The organism is Tenacibaculum sp. DPLXC6 (assembly GCF_056815515.1).
In genome coordinates, this window is record NZ_CP141806.1 from 2271431 (window position 1) to 2291610 (window position 20180).

The following is a 20180-nucleotide window of genomic DNA, read 5'->3' on the forward strand; positions in this document are numbered from 1 at the left end:
AAATTTGTGCTAACGAAACTTATTTTAAAATCTTTTCAGCTTTGTTTTTATAAGAATTGGCTTTTTTAATATTATTCAACCCTTGGTAAGCTTTAGACATTTCTAAGTAAAACTTGGCTTCTATTTCATTATTATCAATAACAAAATCAATGCCGTTTTGTAAGGTTTCTAATGCTTTTTTATAATCTTTATTGTTGTTAAACGCTTTTCCATTCATTAAATATACGAAAGGTTGCGCAGGAAAAAGTGATAAACCTTGTTCACTGTATTTTAACAAGTCAGCATCGTTGTCAGCAGCCAACTTATCTAATAAAGCTTTTAAATTTTTATAGGATTTTTCTTTTTCGAAAAGCGATTTAGGGCTAAGGTTCTCAGTAATTTTTGTTGGTTGCTCTTCAGTTGTTTTTCGAGCATTTATTTTTCTTTCAATAGAACGAAGTCTGCTGTTTAATAATTTAGCTTCTTTTAATTCAGCCAATACTTTTTTAGCAGACGGAAGGTCTTTGTTTTGTAAGTGTAAAAAAACAAGTAATTGTTTTTTCTTAGGGTGCGTAGCAGCTATTTTTTGTTGAGCAATAATGGCATCAGAAAAATTAGCTAACTTTCTTAAAGTAAAAACTTTGTGTTCAAGCATCCAAACATTATTTGGTTCTAATTCTAAAGCTAAATCAATATAGGTTAAAGCTTCAGGGTTTCTGCCTAACTTTTCATAGTTTTTAGAAAGTTCAAATAAAACAGCTTTGTTATTTGGAAGTATTCTGTTACACTTTTCTAGACTTTGTATAGCTTTTTGATAGTTAAAAATAGCTTTGTCTGAAAGTGCTTTAAAAAAATGTTGTTGAAACTCTATATTGTTTTTCTCAGCTGTATTAACTGATGCAGGAATGCTATCTTGAGCGTTTAGAAAGAAAGAAAAAAGAAGAAAGAAAAAAGACAGTATCACTTTAGAAAAAATAATTTTCTCTCTCTCCTTTCTTCTCTTTTTTATTGAGATTTTATGTAAGCTCTGTATAATCACCTATACTTACCGATGTATAATTAGCATTGTATTTTGCGTGGTTACCAATCATTGCATTATCTAAATTGGCATTTGAAATATGCACGTTTGTTTGAATTAAAGAGTTTGTTATTGTTGAGTTTTCAACAACACTATTTTCTCCAATTGAAACAAAAGGTCCCATTTTAGTGTTTTTCAACACTACATTTTTTCCAACATAACATGGCTGAATAATTTCAGCGTTCTCTAATACAACGTCTTCAGACACTAAATTGTTGCCATTAGCTTGTTCAAAACCTAAAACTTGCTTGTTAGTATCTACAGTTGGGTCTTTTTTACCACAATCCATCCAAGTATTTACTTTACCAGGAATAAACTTAGCTCCTTTTACTTTTAAAGCTTCAAGAGCTTCAGTTAATTGATATTCACCAGAAGGTCTGATATCGTTATCAATTAAGTATTTTATTTCTTCAAGTAACTTGTCAGCATCTTTAAAGTAATAAATACCAATAATTGCTAAATCTGAGACAAATTCTTTAGGTTTTTCAACAAAATCAGTAATAAAACCGTCTTTTAATTTTACCACACCAAAAGCGCTTGGATCTTCTACTTGCTTCACCCAAATAGCTCCATCAGCATTAGCGTCTAAGGTAAAGTCAGCCTTAAATAATGTATCAGCAAAAGCGACAACGCAAGAACCACCTAATGATTCTTTAGCACAGTAAATAGCGTGTGCAGTTCCTAATGCTTCTTCTTGTACGTATACAGAACCTTTTGCACCTAAGTCTTCTGCTATTTTTATTAATTTATCTTTTGTATCTGCAGGAAATCCTTTTGCAGCAGGTCCAATTATAAAAGCAATTTCCTCTATAGGTTGGTCTACAACAGAAGTAATATCTTCCACTAATCGCTGTACAATTGATTTACCAGCAATAACTGTTAATGGCTTAGGAGTTGTTAACGTATGGGGTCTTAAACGAGACCCAATTCCAGCCATTGGTACTATAATCTTCATATTCTCTCTTTTCGTTTTTAACGGTGCAATATACCATTAATAACGCAGTGAAAAAAGTTATAGCCCTTTTGGAATGGCTTCGATTAATGTTTGGGTATATTTTGTCTTTGGATGTTGATAAATTTCGTCTGCATCAGCAATCTCTTCTACCCTACCTTTGTTCATTACAACTAATTGATCGGCCATATATTTTACGACAGATAAATCATGAGAAATGAATATGTAAGTAAAATTAAATTCTGATTTTAATTGGTTTAATAAATTTAATACTTGAGCTTGTACAGACACGTCCAGAGCCGAAACAGATTCATCACAAATAATTAGTTTTGGTTGTAAAGCAATAGCACGAGCAATTCCTATACGTTGACGTTGTCCTCCAGAAAATTCATGTGGATAACGATTAAAATGAGTTGCTTCTAAACCTACTTTTTCTAACAAACCACACACATATTCTTTTCGCTCTTTGTTAGACTCTAAAATATTGTGAACTTTCATTGGTTCTAAAATAGCATTACCCACAGTAATTCTTGGGTTTAAGGATGAAAACGGATCTTGAAATATAATTTGAATTTCTTTTCGAAGTTTTTTAAAAGTCGATTTTGAAAGTTTAGTAATGTCAGTCCCTTTATATAAAACACTTCCAGAGGTGGCTTTTTCTAGTTGTAAAATAGTTCTGCTTAAAGTGGTTTTTCCACATCCACTCTCTCCTACTAGCCCTAATGTTTCTCCTTCATAAATTTTAAAAGACACATCATTGACTGCTTTCACAACAGCGGGTTTTGAAAACCATGAAGCATTACTAATAAAATCTTTATGCAAATTTACAATTTCTAGCAAAGGAGGGCGCTTGTATATTTTTTGATGAAAAGCATTGCGTTCTTCATCTGTATAAATTGTAGAATCTATAGTTTCGTTGATAAAGTCACTAACTGTAGGTAAAGTTTTAAGTCGTTTTTTTGTGTTTGGTTTTGAATTGATTAAAGCTTTTGTATAATTTTCTTTTGGATCTAAAAAAACACGATTAGCACTTCCCTTCTCTACTATTTTTCCTTTATGCATAACAACGACAGAATCTGCAATTTCAGAAACTAATGCTAAATCGTGAGAAATAAAAATAATTCCCATTTCAAACTCTTGTTGTAATTCTTTTAATAAAGAAATTATTTCTTTTTGTACAGTAACATCCAGTGCTGTAGTAGGTTCATCAGCAATTAAAAGTTGAGGTTTACAAGAAATTGCCATGGCAATCATTACACGCTGCTTTTGTCCGCCGCTTATTTGATGCGGATATGAATTATAAATAGCCTCAGGTCTTGGAAGTTTTACTTTTGAAAACAAAGAAATAACTTTCTCTTTAATTTTTTGATTAGATAACTGTGTGTGTTGCTGTAACATTTCAGCAACTTGAATACCACAAGTCAGAGTTGGGTTTAAAGAACTCATCGGTTCTTGAAAAATCATCGCGATTTGATTTCCTCGTATTTTTTGATAATCTTGCTCATTATAACCTAATAAAGGTTGTTGGTTAAAAAATAGATCACCTTTCACTGTAGCAGTTTTAGGAAGTAATCCTAAAATAGCTAAAGAACTTATTGATTTACCGCTACCACTCTCTCCTACGATTCCTAGTGTTTTATTTTTTTCAACACTAAAAGAAACTTGTTGAACTAAAGGCTGAGAGTTTTTAAAAGATATTTCTAAGTTTTTAACTTCAAGCATTAATCATAAAATTTTAATAAAAATACAATTTATATTTCCATTATGCGTTTTCAGAAAGCGGATTTATCTTAACTGTTTGATAGGTAAGTAGTAATAGATTATCTTTTTTTCTTTCCTAAAAAACCTAGTGTTTAACTGGGATAAAGGGTTGTTTTGGTTTTATAAAAGAAACATAAACAGTTAATTAACTACCTAAAAAGCATCTTTTTTTATCTTTTTTTATATATTTGTCAATGTTTTAACAAATAATTAAGAGTTTTTATTTGAGGTTTAAGCTCAAAAAAGGCTCTTAAAGTTTTATTAATTCAACTAAAAACCCTTCAAAAATGAAAAACAAAATTACCCTAGCACTTCTGTGCTTATTTTTTGTTGGTGCTTCGTATGCCCAAGAAAAAAGAAACTGTCACTCAATGGAAAATCTTGAGTACAGACAATCCCTTAATCCTTCTTTAAAAAGCAAAATGCAAGAAATTGAGTCTTTTACTCAAAAAAGAATTGCAGAAAAGAAGAACTTCCAAGGAAAAATTGTAGGAAGTATTATTCAAATTCCAGTAGTTGTACACGTTATTTACAGTAATTCTCAAGAAAACATCAGTGTGGCACAAATTCAGTCACAAATAGATGTTTTAAATGAAGATTACAGAAGAACGAACTCAGACAAAACAAATAAATGGTCTCAAGCAGCAGATACAGAAATAGAATTTTATTTAGCTCAAGTAGATCCAAATGGTAATCCAACAACAGGTATTACAAGAAAATCATCATCTAAAACTTCATGGGGGACTAGCGATGCGATGAAAAAATCATCACAAGGAGGAGTAGATCCATGGGATACCTCTGAGTACCTTAACATGTGGGTATGTAATATTGGTGGTGGAATCTTAGGGTATGCACAATTCCCAGGAGGTAGTGCTGCTACCGATGGAGTAGTTATGGGACCTCAATATTTTGGTAGTTCAGATAAAGGATCAGGTTTCTATTTATCATCTCCATTTGACAAAGGAAGAACAACTACTCACGAAGTAGGTCACTTTTTAAACCTTAGACATATCTGGGGTGATGGTGGTTGTGGTGTTGACGATTTTGTTTCTGATACTCCAGAATCTGATGCTGCAAACTACGGATGTGCTTCAAGTCACTCTTCTTGTGGATCAGCAGATATGGTTGAAAACTACATGGATTACTCTGATGATACTTGTATGAACCTATTTACTTTAGGTCAAAAAAATAGAATGCGTGCTGTTTTAGAGTCAGGAGGAGTACGTAGAAGTTTAGCTTTATCAGATAAAACAGGAGGTTCTACTTCATGTACAGCAACGGTACCAACAGGTGTAACTGTATCTAGTATCACTTCTTCAGGAGCATCAGTATCTTGGACAGCAGTTTCAGGAGCTACATACGATGTAAGATATCGTCAAACAGGAACTTCATCATGGACAACTAATGCGGTTTCAGGAACATCAACATCTTTAAGCGGATTATCAGCATCTACTCAGTATGAAGTACAAGTACGTAGTAAATGTTCTGATGGTTCAAATTCAGCATATAGTGCTTCTTCAACTTTTACTACTCCTGAAGTAACAATTTCTTATTGTTCATCAAAAGGAAATAGTGTTTCTGATGAATATATTGGAAGAGTACAGTTAGGAACTATTGATAACAGTACTGGAGGAGGAAACGGTTATTCTGACCATACAGGAATTTCAACTAATTTAGCAAAAGGAACTTCTCATACAATCACTATTACACCAACTTGGACAGGAACTGTATATAACGAAGGATATGGTGTTTGGATAGATTATAATCAAGATGGAGATTTTTCTGATTCAGGAGAAACTGTTTGGACAAAGGCTGCTTCTAAAGATACACCAGTTAGTACATCTTTTACAGTACCAGCTTCTGCTACAGATGGAGCAACAAGAATGCGTATAGTTTTAAAATACAATGCAACACCAACGGCATGTGAAGCTTCATTTTCTTATGGAGAAGTAGAAGACTATACAGTAGTAATTGGAGCAGGAACAGCAGATACAACAGCACCAACAGCGCCAACAAACTTAGCAGCTTCTAGTGTAACACAAACTTCTTTAACATTAAACTGGTCAGCATCTACTGATAACGTTGGAGTAACTGGTTATGATGTTTATCAAGGAACTAGCAATATTGGTTCTGTAACAGGAACTACAATGAATGTAACAGGATTAACAGCAGCTACTACTTATACTTTTTCAGTAAGAGCAAAAGATGCAGCAGGAAATGTTTCTGCGTCTAGTAGTGCAATAAACGTAACAACTTTATCAAACTCAGTTTCATACTGTGACTCAAAAGGAAATAACTCTTCTTATGAATGGATTGATAATGTTGAGTTAGGAGGAATGACTAATGCAACTGGAGATAATGGAGGATATGCTGATTTTACTTCAAAAACAGCAACCTTAGCAGTAGGAAGTTCAAACCAAATGACTATTAGTGCAGGATTTAGTAGTTCTTCATATACAGAGTATTGGGCTGTTTGGATTGATTTTAATCAAAATGGAACATTTGAGAGCAGTGAAAAAGTTGTAACAGGATCTTCATCAAGTGCAAATAACTTAACATCTACAGTTGATGTTCCTGCAGGAGCAACTTTAGGAACGACAAGAATGCGTGTTTCTATGAAATATAATGCTGCTCAAACAGCTTGTGAAACATTTACTTATGGAGAAGTAGAAGACTATACAGTAAATATTGTTTCTAGTACAAGACAAGAATCTTCAGTTAGTGTAAATGCAGAAAGATTAGGAAATGAAAATAGTTTAGACTTGATGACATATCCTAATCCAGCAGTAGACTTTATACAAGTAAAATTAGCCTCTAGAGCTGATAATATGACTTATAAAATTGTAAATACAATTGGTAGAGTAATGAAAGCAGGTCGCTTAAATTCTTCAAGCATCGATATTTCTAAACTAAATACAGGTATGTATATTTTAGAAGTTAATGATGGTCAAAAACTACTAACTACTAAGGTATTTAAAAAATAAACTTTACAAAAGCCTGAGTTATTTCTCAGGCTTTTTAATTAAAATCAATTAACTAAACCCTTCAAAAATGAAACACAATTATGCAAGAACTGTGTTTTTATCTGCTTTTCTATTCGCAGGAGTTTATACCATAAACGCCCAAGAAAATAGAGAGTTAAAACACGTTAAGTTCAACAAATCTTCAAAGGTGTCTTTACAAAAAGCACCAGATTTAATTAGACAAAAATTAAAGCTATTTAAAAATGATGGCTTACAAAAAATTAAATCAAATAGAGATGATTTAGGCTTTACACATGAAAAATTTCAACAAAAATTTAAAGGAATAAAAGTAGAATTTGCTACGTATACAGCACATGCAAAAAATGGTGCTTTAATGAGTATGAATGGTGAATTTTATGATGTTGGAAAAGTAAAAGTAATCCCTAAGCTATCAAAAGCTCAAGCATTTCAAAAAGCTTTATCACACACAGGAGCAGAAAAGTATTTATGGGAATTTCCTGATGCTGCTAAAGAAATGGATAACTATAAAAAACCAGAAGGGGAGTTATTAATTCTTCCTAGAGAGGTAATTGGAAAAAAAGAACCAAGATTAGCTTATAAATTTGACATCTTTGCTACAAAACCACTTAGCAGAGGTTATTTATATATAGATGCTCACACAGGAGAAGCATTATTTTACAATGCTATTATTAAGCATTTAGATGAATTTGGTCATGTAGGTGAACTTACGGAACATGCTAAAAAAAGTAAAAAAGCTACAGAAGCTATAACAGCAGCGTTTGCATCAGGTACTGCACAAACTCGTTATAGTGGTACAAGAACTATTGAAACTTCACTAAGTGGAGGAAACTACATTTTAAGTGATTCTGGAAGAAAAATTTACACCAGAGACGCAAAAAACCAAGCACCAGGTTCTACATATCCATATGTTACAAATTACGATCAGTTTACTGATAATGATAATAATTGGACTACAGCAGAACATAGCGCTAACAAAGATGATGCAGCGTTAGATGCTCATTGGGGAGCAATGATGACCTATGAGTATTTTTTACAAAAACATAACAGAAATAGTTATGATAACAGTGGAGCTCAAATTAGAAGCTATGTACATGTTGATACTAACTATGATAATGCCTTTTGGAATGGTTCTGTAATGTCTTATGGAGATGGTTCTTCGAATGGAACAGAAGGAAATGGTAACTTTGATGCCTTAACTTCTATTGATGTTGCTGCCCATGAAATAGGGCATGCGGTATGTACTTATACAGCAAATTTAGCATACCAAAGAGAATCAGGAGCTTTAAATGAAGGTTTCTCAGATATTTGGGGAGCAGCTGTTGAACATTTTGCAAAAGGAAATGGAAACGATTTAAACCCAGACCTTTCAGTTTGGTTAATAGGAGATGAAATAGACAGACGTAGTGGTTCTGCTGCTTTACGTTCTATGAACGATCCAAAATCACAAGGGCAACCAGATACTTATGGAGGAACTTATTGGAAGAACCCTAACTGTGGAACACCAACAAGATTTAATGATTACTGTGGAGTTCATACAAACTCAGGAGTTTTAAATAAATGGTTTTATTTACTATCAGTTGGTGGGTCTGGAACAAACGATGCAAGTGATAACTATAATGTAACAGGAATAGGTATAACAAAAGCAGCTAAAATTGCTTATCGTACCGAAGCTAACTATTTATCAGCAAGTTCAACTTTTGCTGATGCAAGAACAGGAGCTATTCAAGCTGCTACAGATTTATACGGAGCAAACTCTCAAGAGGTAATTTCTACAACGAATGCTTTTTATGCAGTTAATGTAGGAGAAGAGTTTGTACAAACTTGTGCTTTAGCAGCACCAACAAACTTAAATTCATCAAATATTGGTGATAATGGGTTTACAATAACCTGGACGGCAGTTTCAGGAGCAGCTTCTTACGATGTAACCATTGGAGGAAATACAACAAATGTATCTGGAACATCATTTAACGCTACAGGATTATTAAGCGGAACAGAATACACAGTATCAGTAGCAGCAAAATGTACAACAGGCGGAACAGGAACACCAGCAACATTAAATGTAACAACAACAGGAACACCACCACTTAATTATTGTTCTTCACAAGGAAATAGTGTTGCTGATGAATATATTGAAAGAGTCCAATTAGGAAGTATAGATAATACTTCTGATGGAGGTGGAGGATATTCTGATTTCACTACAATTTCAACTGATTTATCTATTGGTGATTCTAATACAATAACTATTACTCCTAAATGGACAGGTACTGTTTACAGTGAAGGTTATGGAGTATGGATTGATTATAATCAAGATGGAGATTTTTCTGATTCTGGAGAAACAGTTTGGACGAAAGCAGCATCGAAAGATACTCCTGTAAGTACATCATTTACAGTACCAGCTTCAGCAACTCAAGGAACTACTAGAATGAGAATTGTATTAAAATATAATGCTACACCAACAGCTTGTGAAGCAACATTCTCTTATGGTGAAGTAGAAGATTATACAGTTAATATTACAAATGCTACACCAGATACAGAAGCACCAACAGCGCCTTCTTCAGTAACTGCATCTAATATTGAAGAAACAACAGCAACATTAAGTTGGACAGCGTCTACAGATAATGTTGGAGTAACTAGTTACGAGGTATTTAATGGAGCTACAAGTGCAGGAACTGTTAGTGGTACATCAATGAACTTAACTGGATTAATTGCAAATACAACGTATAATTTTACAGTAAAAGCTAAAGACGCTGCAGGAAATGTTTCAGCATCGAGTAATACAGCAACATTTACAACAAAAGAAGTATCAGCAGTAGAGTATTGTGCTTCTCAAGGAAATAATTCTTCTTACGAATGGATTGATAGAGTTTCTATGGGAGGAGTTGACAATAACACAGGAAACGATGGTGGTTATAAAGATTATACAAACCTAACAATGAATGTGGCTCCAGGATCTAATAGATTATATGTAAGTGCTGGATTTAGTAGTTCTTCTTATACTGAGTACTGGAAAGCATGGATTGATTATGATAAGGATGGTGTTTTTGAAGACACTGAAGTAGTACTAAGTGGTTCTTCTTCAAGTGCTGGTGAGCTTTATGAAGATTTTACAATTCCATCAAATGCTTCAGGAACTACAAGACTTAGAGTTTCTATGAAGTATAACAGTGCTCAAACAGCATGTGAAACATTTACCTATGGTGAGGTAGAAGATTATACCGTTAATATTTCTTCTGGTTCTTCAGTAGCTGCAATAACTGGTTTTGCAGCAAATATTAGTGGAGAAGCAATAGGAAATGAAGAAAGCTTAGATTTATTAACATATCCTAATCCTGCGGTAGATTTTATACAAATAAAACTAGCTTCAAAAGCAGAGAAAATAAATTATAAACTTATAAATACTATAGGTAAAGTAGTTAAAGAAGGTCGTTTAAAATCTTCTAATCTAGACGTTTCAAAGTTAAATACTGGAATGTACATTTTAGAGGTAAATGATGGACAAAAACTGCTTACAACTAAATTGTTTAAAAAGTAAGTTTTTAAAAACATTAAAGAAAAACAAAAGTCTGAGTTTTTTACTCAGGCTTTTGCTTGTTTTAAATTGTAAAATACCATTGAGAATAAAATCTTTGACTTAGCTAGGGGTGGCTAAACTATTAAAAATTAGTTTGTAAAGGGTTAAAAATGAGTCTATTCAAAAGGTGTGAATGATAAAGAAAAGGTAGAATTGTAAAAGAACTAGGAAATAAAAACTTAATTATTCAACTTAAATTGATTCAAATGAACAAAAAGTTTAAATTTCTAATTGGAGGGCTGTCTGTTGCAGCAGTTTCAATTATTGGTTCAGATTATCTTAAAAAGCAAGATGTTGCTGATAAACTGGCCGAACAACGTAAAGTACATAGTACTTTTTTAAAGGAAAGTCCTTTAAATGAATCGTTAAAATGGGGGAAAAAAGAAAGAAAACTTAGAGGGTTACCACCTAATAGGTATTTTGATCAAATGCAGTTACTCACCATGAATCCAGCTACAGGAAAAATGGAAGATGGAAGTTTAGCAGGATTAAGAGAAGATCTGTTGAAAAAGAGAGCACAACAAAAAAGTCCTGGAGACAATGGAAATTCTTGGGCAGAAAGAGGACCTAATAATGTAGGAGGGCGTACAAGAGTTGTTTTATTTGATCCAAATGACGCTACAAATAACACTGTATATGCAGGTGGAGTAAGTGGAGGTTTATGGAAAAATACTGATATCAGTAATGCTAACTCACAATGGACAAGAGTACAAAATGTACCAGGAAATTTATCTGTAACTTCTATCACAGTAGATCCAAGAAACTCTAACAGATGGTATGTAGGTACAGGAGAACAATACACAGCAGGTGATGTGGTAGGAAACGGTGTTTATGTAACTACCGATGGAGGTACAACATGGAATGCGGTTAATATACCAGCAGCAGGAGATGCAATTATTAATTACAATGCAAGTAATGTTTTCTTATCAGGAGTTCATTTCGTAAACGATGTATTAGCATGGGATAATGGAACTTCAACAGAATTATTCGTTGCAGTAGGAGCACACGTGTACGGAGATTCTTCTAGTCCTAGAAACTGGTTAGGATTACAATCAGCAGGATTGTACCGTTCTACAGATAACGGGGCGAATTGGAGTAGAATAGAATCTGCTAATATGAAGTATACTTTTGGAGGAAAAGACTACTATTATATAGCTAATGATTTAGAAGTAAGTGCTAACAATACTTTATGGATGGGTACTATTGCTTCTGCCTTAGGAGAAGGTGGAGGTAGAGTATTTAGCTCTACAAATGGAGGTACTTGGACAGAAGCAGCTGCATCCCCATTAACTGAATCTAATAGAGTAGAAATTGAACCGTCTGCTACTGATGCAAATAAGATTTATGCATTAACGCAAGGAACAACAAGTACAGCGCCTGTTCATATTTATAAAACTACCAATGCTTTTTCAACAGCAAGTGCAACATCATTACCAAATGATGCTGATACAAACATTTCGGCAAACGATTTTTGTCGAGGACAAGCGTTTTATGACTTAGTAATTGAAGCAGATCCAACGAATGACAATATCGTATATGTTGGAGGTATCGATTTATTTAAAACCACAAACGGAGGTTCTTCATGGTCTCAATTATCACACTGGTACGGAGGTTTTGGTCATCAAAATGTTCATGCAGATCAACACTCAATGGCTTTTGGAAATAACGACTCTTCTAAAATATTATTCGGAAATGATGGAGGAATCTATTATTCAGGAAATTCTGGAAGTACAATTAGTGTAAGAAACAAAGGTTATAATGTAACTCAGTTTGTAAAAGCAGGTATTGGTCCTGATGGAGCAGGTGATGTTAATGGAATTTTTAGTGCAGGTGCTCAAGATAACGGTACTCAAGCATTTAGAAATGCAGTCGCAGGAATTAATAGCTCTACTCAATTAAGCGATGGTGACGGATTCTACACTTTCGTTGATAAAGATGGAGACTATATGATTGCTACGTATGTAAATAATGTAATATATAGGTTTAGCTTACCTTGGAATGGTTTAGGTAGACAGCAAGGAGGAGCAACAACGTTATCAAGTGATCAAAACACAGGAGATTTTGTAAACCCTATGGGGTATGATAATGATGCAAATCGTCTATTATCAAATGCATCAACAAGTTCTGCTAATTCAATATTGAGTATTAATGTAGCATCAAATTCAAAAGGAAATATTACAAATGCATTATTAGACGCAAGTCCAACAGCTTTTCAAGCATCTCCTTTTACAAATAATGCATGGTTTGTAGGATTAGCGAATGGTAAACTATTAAAGTTAACAAACGTTACTAATTCTAATGCTACATGGTCAAACATAAATACACCTTTTGTTGGTTCGGTATCTTCAGTAAGATTTGGAGCTACTGAAGATGATATTTTTGTAACAATACATAACTATGGGGTAACAAGTGTTTGGGCTACTTCAGATGGAGGAGCAAATTGGGTAAGCAAAGAAGGAAACTTACCAAATATTCCTGTAAGAGATATTTTACAAAATCCATTAGACAGAACTGAAGCTATTTTAGCAACTCAATTAGGAGTTTGGTCAACATCTAATTTTAATGATGCAAACCCTAACTGGAATCAAGCATATAATGGAATGAGCGATGTTAGTGTTACTTCATTTGATTATTGGAATGTAAGTGGAGATCATACAACAAATAAAGTAATTGCTTCTACATACGGTAGAGGAGTGTTTACAGGTTCATTTACTAGTAATGCTGCTGCTGATACTGAAGCACCGTCTGCTCCAACTAGTTTGGCAGCAAGCTCTATAACAGCAACAACTTTAACGTTAAATTGGACAGCTTCAACAGATAATGTTGCAGTAACAGGGTATGATGTATATCAAGGAGCAACTAAAATAGGAAGTTCAACAACTACTTCATATAATGTAACTGGATTAACAGCAAGTACAGCATATACTTTTACTGTAAAAGCAAAAGATGCAGCAGGAAATATTTCAGCAGTAAGTAATACAGCAAACGCTACTACTACAGCCGCAACAATTACATACTGTAACTCTAAGGGTAATAGTGTTTCTGATGAATATATTGGAAGAGTTCAATTAGGAAGTATCGATAATTCTTCAGGAGGAGGAAACGGATACTCTGATCATACTGCAATTTCTACAGATTTAGAAAAAGGAAAATCAAATACAATTACAATTACACCAACTTGGACAGGAAGTAGTTATGATGAAGGGTATGGTGTTTGGATTGATTACAACCAAGATGGAGATTTTTCTGATGCAGGAGAAACAGTGTGGACAAAAGCTAAATCTAAAGATACTCCTGTAAGCACATCGTTTACAGTACCAAGTTCAGCTTTAGATGGAGCAACAAGAATGAGAATCGTTATGAAGTATAATGCAACACCAACAGCTTGTGAGGCATCATTCTCTTATGGTGAAGTAGAAGACTATACAGTAAATATTGGAGCTGCAATAGCAGATACTCAAGCACCAACTGCACCTAGTAGTTTAGCTTCATCAAACGTTGCACAAACTACATTAACTTTATCTTGGACAGCATCAACAGACAATGTAGGTGTTACAGGATATGACGTATATCAAGGAGCAACTAAATTAACAACTGTTACAACAACATCTTACAATGTAACAGGGTTAACAGCTAATACAGCTTATACTTTCTCAGTAAAAGCAAAAGATGCAGCAGGAAATATTTCTTCAGCAAGTAATACGGTAAATGTAACTACATTAGATAATGTTGTTAGCTATTGTTCTTCAAAAGGAAATAGAGTTACTTACGAATGGATAGATTATGTTTCTTTTGGAGGAATGACAAATACAACTTCTGCAAATGGAGGGTATGGTGATTTCACGAATAAAGTTGCAACAGTTACTCAAGGAACAACAAACCAAATCATTGTAAGTGCAGGATTTAGTGGTTCTTCATATACTGAGTATTTTACGGTTTGGATTGATTATAACCGTAACGGAACTTTTGAAAGTAGTGAACAAACATCTTTAGGTTCTTCTAGTACAGCAGCAAATAGATCAGCAAACATATCTATTCCATCAAGCGCGTTATTAGGACAAACAAGAATGCGTGTATCTATGAAGTACAACGGAGCATCAACAGCTTGTGAAACTTTTGCAGATGGAGAAGTAGAAGATTATACAGTTAATATTGTTAACTCATCATCTTCAGTAGCAGTATCAGGTACAAGCGATGAGTTTGCTGAACCATTAGATAGAGAAGCAAAATCGAGCTTAACAGCATACCCAAATCCAGCAATAAGTAATGTTAATGTAAAATTTGGAAGCAACGAAAATGTAAGTTATAAAATAACAAATACAATTGGTAGAGTTGTATTAACAGGAAAAACAGTTAATGGTACTGTAAATGTTTCTAATTTAAAAACAGGAATTTATTTATTAGAGGCGAACGATGGTAAAAAATCAGAAACCATTAAATTAATGAAGAAATAATAGCTTTTCTTTTAATTATAACAAAACCCGAGCAATTGCTCGGGTTTTTTGTTTCTTTGCATAAAATTTTAGAGAATGAATTACCTATCAGTAGAAAACATAGCAAAATCGTATGGCGAAAAGGTCTTATTTGAAGATATTTCTTTTGGAATTAATAAAGACCAAAAAATAGCTTTTGTTGCTAAAAATGGTAGTGGAAAAACCTCTATTTTAAACATTATTGCAGGAAAAGATACACCAGATGAAGGCCAAGTTATCAGTAGAAAAGGAATTAATATTGCTTATCTAGCACAAGATGATGATTTGGATCCCGACTTAACTATAGAAGAAACTATTTTCTCTACAGAAAATACCATCCTTCCTATTATTCAGCAATACGAAAAAGCATTAGAAAATCCTGATGATACTGAAACCTATCAAAAAGCATTTGAGTTGATGGAACAGCATAATGCGTGGGATTTTGAAACACAATACAAGCAAATACTTTCTAAGTTAAAGCTTGATGATTTGTCACAAAAAGTAGGAAAGCTTTCTGGTGGACAAAAGAAACGATTGTCGTTAGCAATCATTCTAATTAATAAACCTGATTTATTAATACTTGATGAACCAACTAACCATTTAGATTTGGAAATGATTGAGTGGTTAGAAGCATTTTTCGCTAAGGAAAAAATAACCTTATTCATGGTAACACACGATCGTTATTTTTTAGAACGTGTGTGTAATGAGATTATAGAATTAGATAACGGAAAACTATACAAATACAAAGGAAACTACTCATATTACCTTCAAAACAAAGAAGAACGATTAGCTTTAGAAGCAACAAACTTAAGCAAAGCAAAAAGCTTGTTTAAAAAAGAGCTGGATTGGATGCGTCGTCAGCCAAAAGCACGTACGACCAAATCTAAATCACGTATAGATGACTTTTTCAAAATTAAAGAAAAAGCACACCAACGAAGAAAAGAGCATGAAGTTCAGTTAGAAATTAACATGGAGCGTTTAGGAAGTAAAATAGTAGAGCTTCATAAACTAAAAAAGAATTTTGGAGATAAAGTTATTTTAGATGGATTTGACTATGTTTTTAAACGTGGAGAACGTATAGGAATCATCGGAAAAAACGGAACAGGGAAATCCTCTTTCTTAAACATACTAACAGGCAAAATTCCTGTAGATGGAGGTAAAGTAATTGTTGGAGAAACGGTAAAATTTGGTTACTACACTCAAAAAGGAATCCAAATAAAAGAAGGGCAAAAAGTAATAGAAGTTATTAAAGAGTTTGGAGAAGAAATTCCGTTAACCAAAGGAAGAAGAATTTCTGCAGCTCAGTTATTAGAACGCTTTTTATTTGATAGAAAAAAACAATATGATTTTGTCGAAAAATTAAGTGGAGGAGAACAGAAGCGTTTGTACCTGTGTGCTGTTTTGATTCAAAACCCTAATTTTTTAATTCTTGATGAGCCTACCAACGATTTAGATGTGGTAACCCTAAATGTATTAGAAAGCTTCTTATTGGATTACCCGGGGAACTTAATGGTAGTATCGCACGACCGTTATTTTATGGATAAAATAGTTGATGGCTTATTTGTTTTTAAAGGAAATGGAGAAGTAGAAAATTTTCCTGGAAATTACTCTGATTACAGAGCATATGAAAGCTCTTTGCTACCAGAACCTAAAGAAGAGAAGAAAGTAGCTGAAAAGCAAGAAAAAACACCTCAGAAAGGAAAGTTAAGTTATAACGAAAAACGAGAGTTTGGTCAATTAGAGGTTGATATTGAAAGGTTACAAAAGAAGAAAGTAAAATTAGAAGCGCAATTCACCAACGGAGAAATAGCGATGGATGATATCAATGAAAAATCTTTAGAGCTACAAGAAATTATAGAAAGTTTAGAAGAAAAAGAAGAACGTTGGTTTGAACTTTCAATGAAATTGGAAGGAGAATAGGTTGATATTACACTTTTATAATATCAATTTCATCAACCAAAGGTTTATTTAAAAATCTCAATAAAAGCTGAGCTACCGCTACGGTATCTCGTTCGCAATATTCAACAATACGTGATAGGTTTTTCTCTTGGTAATAAACATTAGTAACCTCACTTCCATCAATATCTTGTTTGGGTGACGGAATTCCTAAAATAGCGGTAAGTAATTTTAAAGAAGTATAGTGTTTATAATCGCCAAATTTCCATAGGTCTAAAGTATCTAAATGCGGAACCTCCCAAGGCTTTTTACCAAATAAATTGAGTTTATTAGGTAAGTCAATTCGATTGATAATCATACGTCGTGCGATATAAGGAAAATCAAATTCTTTACCATTGTGTGCACATAATAGATGGTTTGGATGGTTAAAATGTGTATCTAATAAATTTTTAAAATCAACCAAAAGTTTATGCTCATTATCACCATAAAAAGAAGTAACCCGGAGTTGGTTTACCCCCTTACGTTCTACAAAATACCCTACAGAAATACAGATTATTTTTCCAAATTCAGCCCAAATACCTGCTCGATGATAAAACTCTTCAGGAGTAAATTCATCTTTACGTTGGTATTGTGTTTTCAAAGCATATAACTCTTGCATTTCAGTAGATAAATCAGTAAAAAATTCTACTTCAGGAACCGTTTCGATATCTAAAAACAAGATGTTTTGTAGGTTAAGTTTATTCAGCATTTTTTTCTTTAATTAAAGTATAAATATCAGCGTTAGATAAATAATTTTCGGAAGCATCATCATCTATTTTTGATAAGCTAATACTTTTAAAAATAAACTTTACACTTAGTGTTTTAAAATGATGCTCAACTGTCATTAAATTAGGTGATATATTGTAATTCTTTTCTTGGGATTTAAGTTTTTTAATCATACCAGAGCAATCAATTTCACCAATAGAAGTATCACCTTTTAAAACTTTAATAGTATTTGTTTTTTCACTCAAATAAAAACGATATCCCTGAATTATATTCTCTTTATTGTAACGATTAAGAAATATTTTTTTTAAAACATCGTAGTTCTTGGTGCTAATGGTTAAGTTTTGTTCGTCAACATTATAGTAATTGTTTTGGTATCCTTTATAAGGATTGTTAGTTACTTTAATATTTAAACTATCCATTAATTTATTTTGTAGTTGCCAATTACTTTCGGTTTTAAATACTGTTTTTGGATTATAGCCTAAAATACTTTCTACTTTATCTAATTCATGTTTATTATTTAAATACCTAACGATAGAACGTAATTGATTTTTCTTTTCAAAAGTGGTTGTGAAATTATCATTTTTAATGTCTGTATACACTTTTTCAAATTGAAGAAGTTGGCTCTTTGTTGATATCGAAAAAGCACCCCAAAAACCAAAAGAAATAAGAAAAGAAATAACAGCTAAACTAAAAGGAAAGACCTTAATTTTTTTACGTTTACTAAAAAGTATGTATAAGGTCATGGCTAAGATCCAACTAGCTAAAATAAATACGAAATAACGGTTTTCGGTAATGCCATATTCGTTAATACGCCTGAAAATAGCTACAAAAAGCAAGGCTATTAAAGGTAATAACAAATAATAAAACCATGGATGAAATTTTTTAATTGTGCGAGAATCTATAGTTTTTTGAATAGGGTTGATAAGTATTTGAACGATAAATCCTAAAAAGGAAAGGGCAATAACTAAATAAGAAACCCATCCTTTAGGTAAGTTCCAATTGATTACTATTTTTAAGCTATAGGCATATAAAATGATGAGGTATAAAATTACTAATGGAATTAAGATATATTTAACCAGTACTTCTAAAGCTTTGGTGTAGTTAATAGCAAGTTGGTTATGAACATCTTTAGGAAAATCAGAAAGGTAAATCCATGTATTTACAATTCCTATACAAAGCACAAAAACCTGAAAAAAACGTTCTCCTTTAAAATTAATATTAAACAAGTGTTTTATAGCAAGTAATGCTAACACAATACCTAAATATAATATCAAGGAGAAAAATAAACTTCTAAAGAGTGCTATAAAAACAGATTTTAAATAATTAAAATAAGCGGATTTATTCCAACTAAATACAAAAGGAGCAACCATTACAAGTAAATGTCCAGTTATAAAGTAAAGCACAAAACGGGTGATAGAGTTTTGATGAATCTCTGAGCCATGAATATCAACACTAAAATAAAATAAGATTAGAAAACCGAGAGTTAGCAAAAATACCCAGGTATTATCTTTTTTAAACTGTTCTTCAAAAAAACGAGTAGCAATTAACCAGCTTATTCCTAGAATAAAAATTAAAATAACCTTACCGTTAAAAGCATTGTCAAAAGTATTTGCTTCAATTGTAAATAAAGTAAACAACGTACCTACTATTGCCCATGAAAGGGTTATAGGAAATCGTTTAAAGGCATCTTTGGCTTTGGAAGTAATTTCTCCAAGGGAAGAAATAATTTTCATAGGAAACAATTTGTCTAAAGATACAAAAACTGCAAAAAATGAAAAGCAAAAGATTATTCCTTATTTCTTTTAAGCAAAAGTTTAGTAAATATTAAATGAACGTTAAGTTAAGCATGCATACAAAGGGTTTACTTTTTTATGATTACTTTTGGGTAACACAATAAAAATGAATAATGAACACTAGCGACATTAAAATTTTACTAGTTGATGATGAACCAGATATCTTAGAAATTGTAGGATACAATTTAAAATCAGAAGGGTATCAGGTTTTTACTGCAAGCAATGGTGCAGAAGCTGTAAAAACAGCAAAAAAAGTAACTCCACATTTAATCTTACTAGATATTATGATGCCAGAAATGGATGGTATCGAAGCGTGTGAAAAAATTAGAAATATAAAACCTCTCGAAGATGTTATAATTTCTTTTTTAACCGCTAGAGGAGAAGACTACTCACAAGTAGCAGGTTTTGATGCTGGAGCAGATGATTATATAACTAAACCAGTAAAACCAAAAGTACTAATAAGTAAAGTTAAATCTTTATTACGTCGTTTAAAGACAGAAGAAAAAGCGGATACCACTACAAAAATTGGAGATATTGTAATCAATAGAGACGAGTATGTAGTTTTCAAAGGAGAAGAAAAAATATCTTTACCAAGAAAGGAATTTGAACTATTCTCACTTTTAACCTCAAAACCAGGAAAAGTATTTAAAAGAGAAGTTATTTTAGATAGCGTTTGGGGAAATGAAGTAGTTGTAGGAGGAAGAACAATTGATGTACACATACGTAAACTCCGTGAGAAAATAGGAGACCACTATTTTAAAACGGTAAAAGGAGTTGGATACAAGTTTGTGCTAGACGAAACAGACAAATAATTTTTAAACTCAAAAATTAATAAGTAGATTGCTAGCTAGCAATCTATTTTTTTATCATGAAATGAGCTATAATAATTCTTGATACTTCACAAGATA

10 protein-coding genes are annotated in these 20180 nt (G+C 32.7%); 5 read left to right on the forward strand and 5 right to left on the reverse strand.

The features are described from left to right. Positions 1-19: 19 nt before the first annotated feature. Genes VCM48_RS10300 through VCM48_RS10310 form a run of 3 tightly spaced genes read right to left on the reverse strand, consistent with a single transcriptional unit; the run spans position 20 to position 3731 of the window. Positions 20-943 carry a tetratricopeptide repeat protein gene (locus tag VCM48_RS10300; RefSeq protein ID WP_482270442.1) on the reverse strand — a complete coding sequence of 308 codons (924 nt, stop codon included), beginning with the start codon at positions 941-943 and terminating at the stop codon, positions 20-22. A 52-nt stretch (positions 944-995) separates the two neighbouring features. After that, positions 996-2012: a sugar phosphate nucleotidyltransferase gene (locus VCM48_RS10305; protein ID WP_482270443.1), complete on the reverse strand. Its 1017-nt coding sequence runs from the start codon at positions 2010-2012 to the stop codon at positions 996-998. A gap of 57 nt (positions 2013-2069) precedes the next feature. Next, the gene (locus VCM48_RS10310) at positions 2070-3731 is read right to left on the reverse strand and encodes an ABC transporter ATP-binding protein (protein ID WP_482270444.1); all 1662 of its coding nucleotides are present in this window, start codon (positions 3729-3731) and stop codon (positions 2070-2072) included. Positions 3732-4057: 326 nt separating this feature from the next. Between VCM48_RS10310 and VCM48_RS10315 the strand changes: the two genes are divergently transcribed. From VCM48_RS10315 to VCM48_RS10330, 4 genes are all read left to right on the forward strand, one after another. Next, a complete protein-coding gene (locus VCM48_RS10315; protein WP_482270445.1) occupies positions 4058-6754 on the forward strand; it encodes a GEVED domain-containing protein in 2697 nt (898 codons plus the stop codon). 67 nt (positions 6755-6821) lie between these two features. After that, positions 6822-10307 (forward strand): M4 family metallopeptidase, encoded by a 3486-nt coding sequence (locus VCM48_RS10320; RefSeq protein ID WP_482270446.1) that lies wholly within the window; start codon positions 6822-6824, stop codon positions 10305-10307. Between the two features lie 245 nt (positions 10308-10552). After that, complete coding sequence (locus tag VCM48_RS10325; protein ID WP_482270447.1) at positions 10553-14800, forward strand: GEVED domain-containing protein; 4248 nt, start codon at positions 10553-10555, stop codon at positions 14798-14800. A 75-nt stretch (positions 14801-14875) separates the two neighbouring features. Further along, entirely contained in the window at positions 14876-16738 is a 1863-nt protein-coding gene (locus VCM48_RS10330) for an ABC-F family ATP-binding cassette domain-containing protein (RefSeq protein WP_482270448.1), read from the forward strand. Between the two features lie 7 nt (positions 16739-16745). Here the strand turns inward: VCM48_RS10330 and VCM48_RS10335 are convergent, their stop codons facing one another. Continuing rightward, positions 16746-17462: a 3'-5' exonuclease gene (locus VCM48_RS10335; protein WP_482270449.1), complete on the reverse strand. Its 717-nt coding sequence runs from the start codon at positions 17460-17462 to the stop codon at positions 16746-16748. Next, positions 17452-19212: a DUF4153 domain-containing protein gene (locus tag VCM48_RS10340; protein ID WP_482270450.1), complete on the reverse strand. Its 1761-nt coding sequence runs from the start codon at positions 19210-19212 to the stop codon at positions 17452-17454. Before VCM48_RS10340 ends, VCM48_RS10335 begins: the two co-directional genes overlap by 11 nt. 173 nt (positions 19213-19385) lie before the next feature. Between VCM48_RS10340 and VCM48_RS10345 the strand changes: the two genes are divergently transcribed. After that, entirely contained in the window at positions 19386-20084 is a 699-nt protein-coding gene (locus VCM48_RS10345; protein ID WP_482270451.1) for a response regulator transcription factor, read from the forward strand. Positions 20085-20180 lie beyond the last annotated feature (96 nt).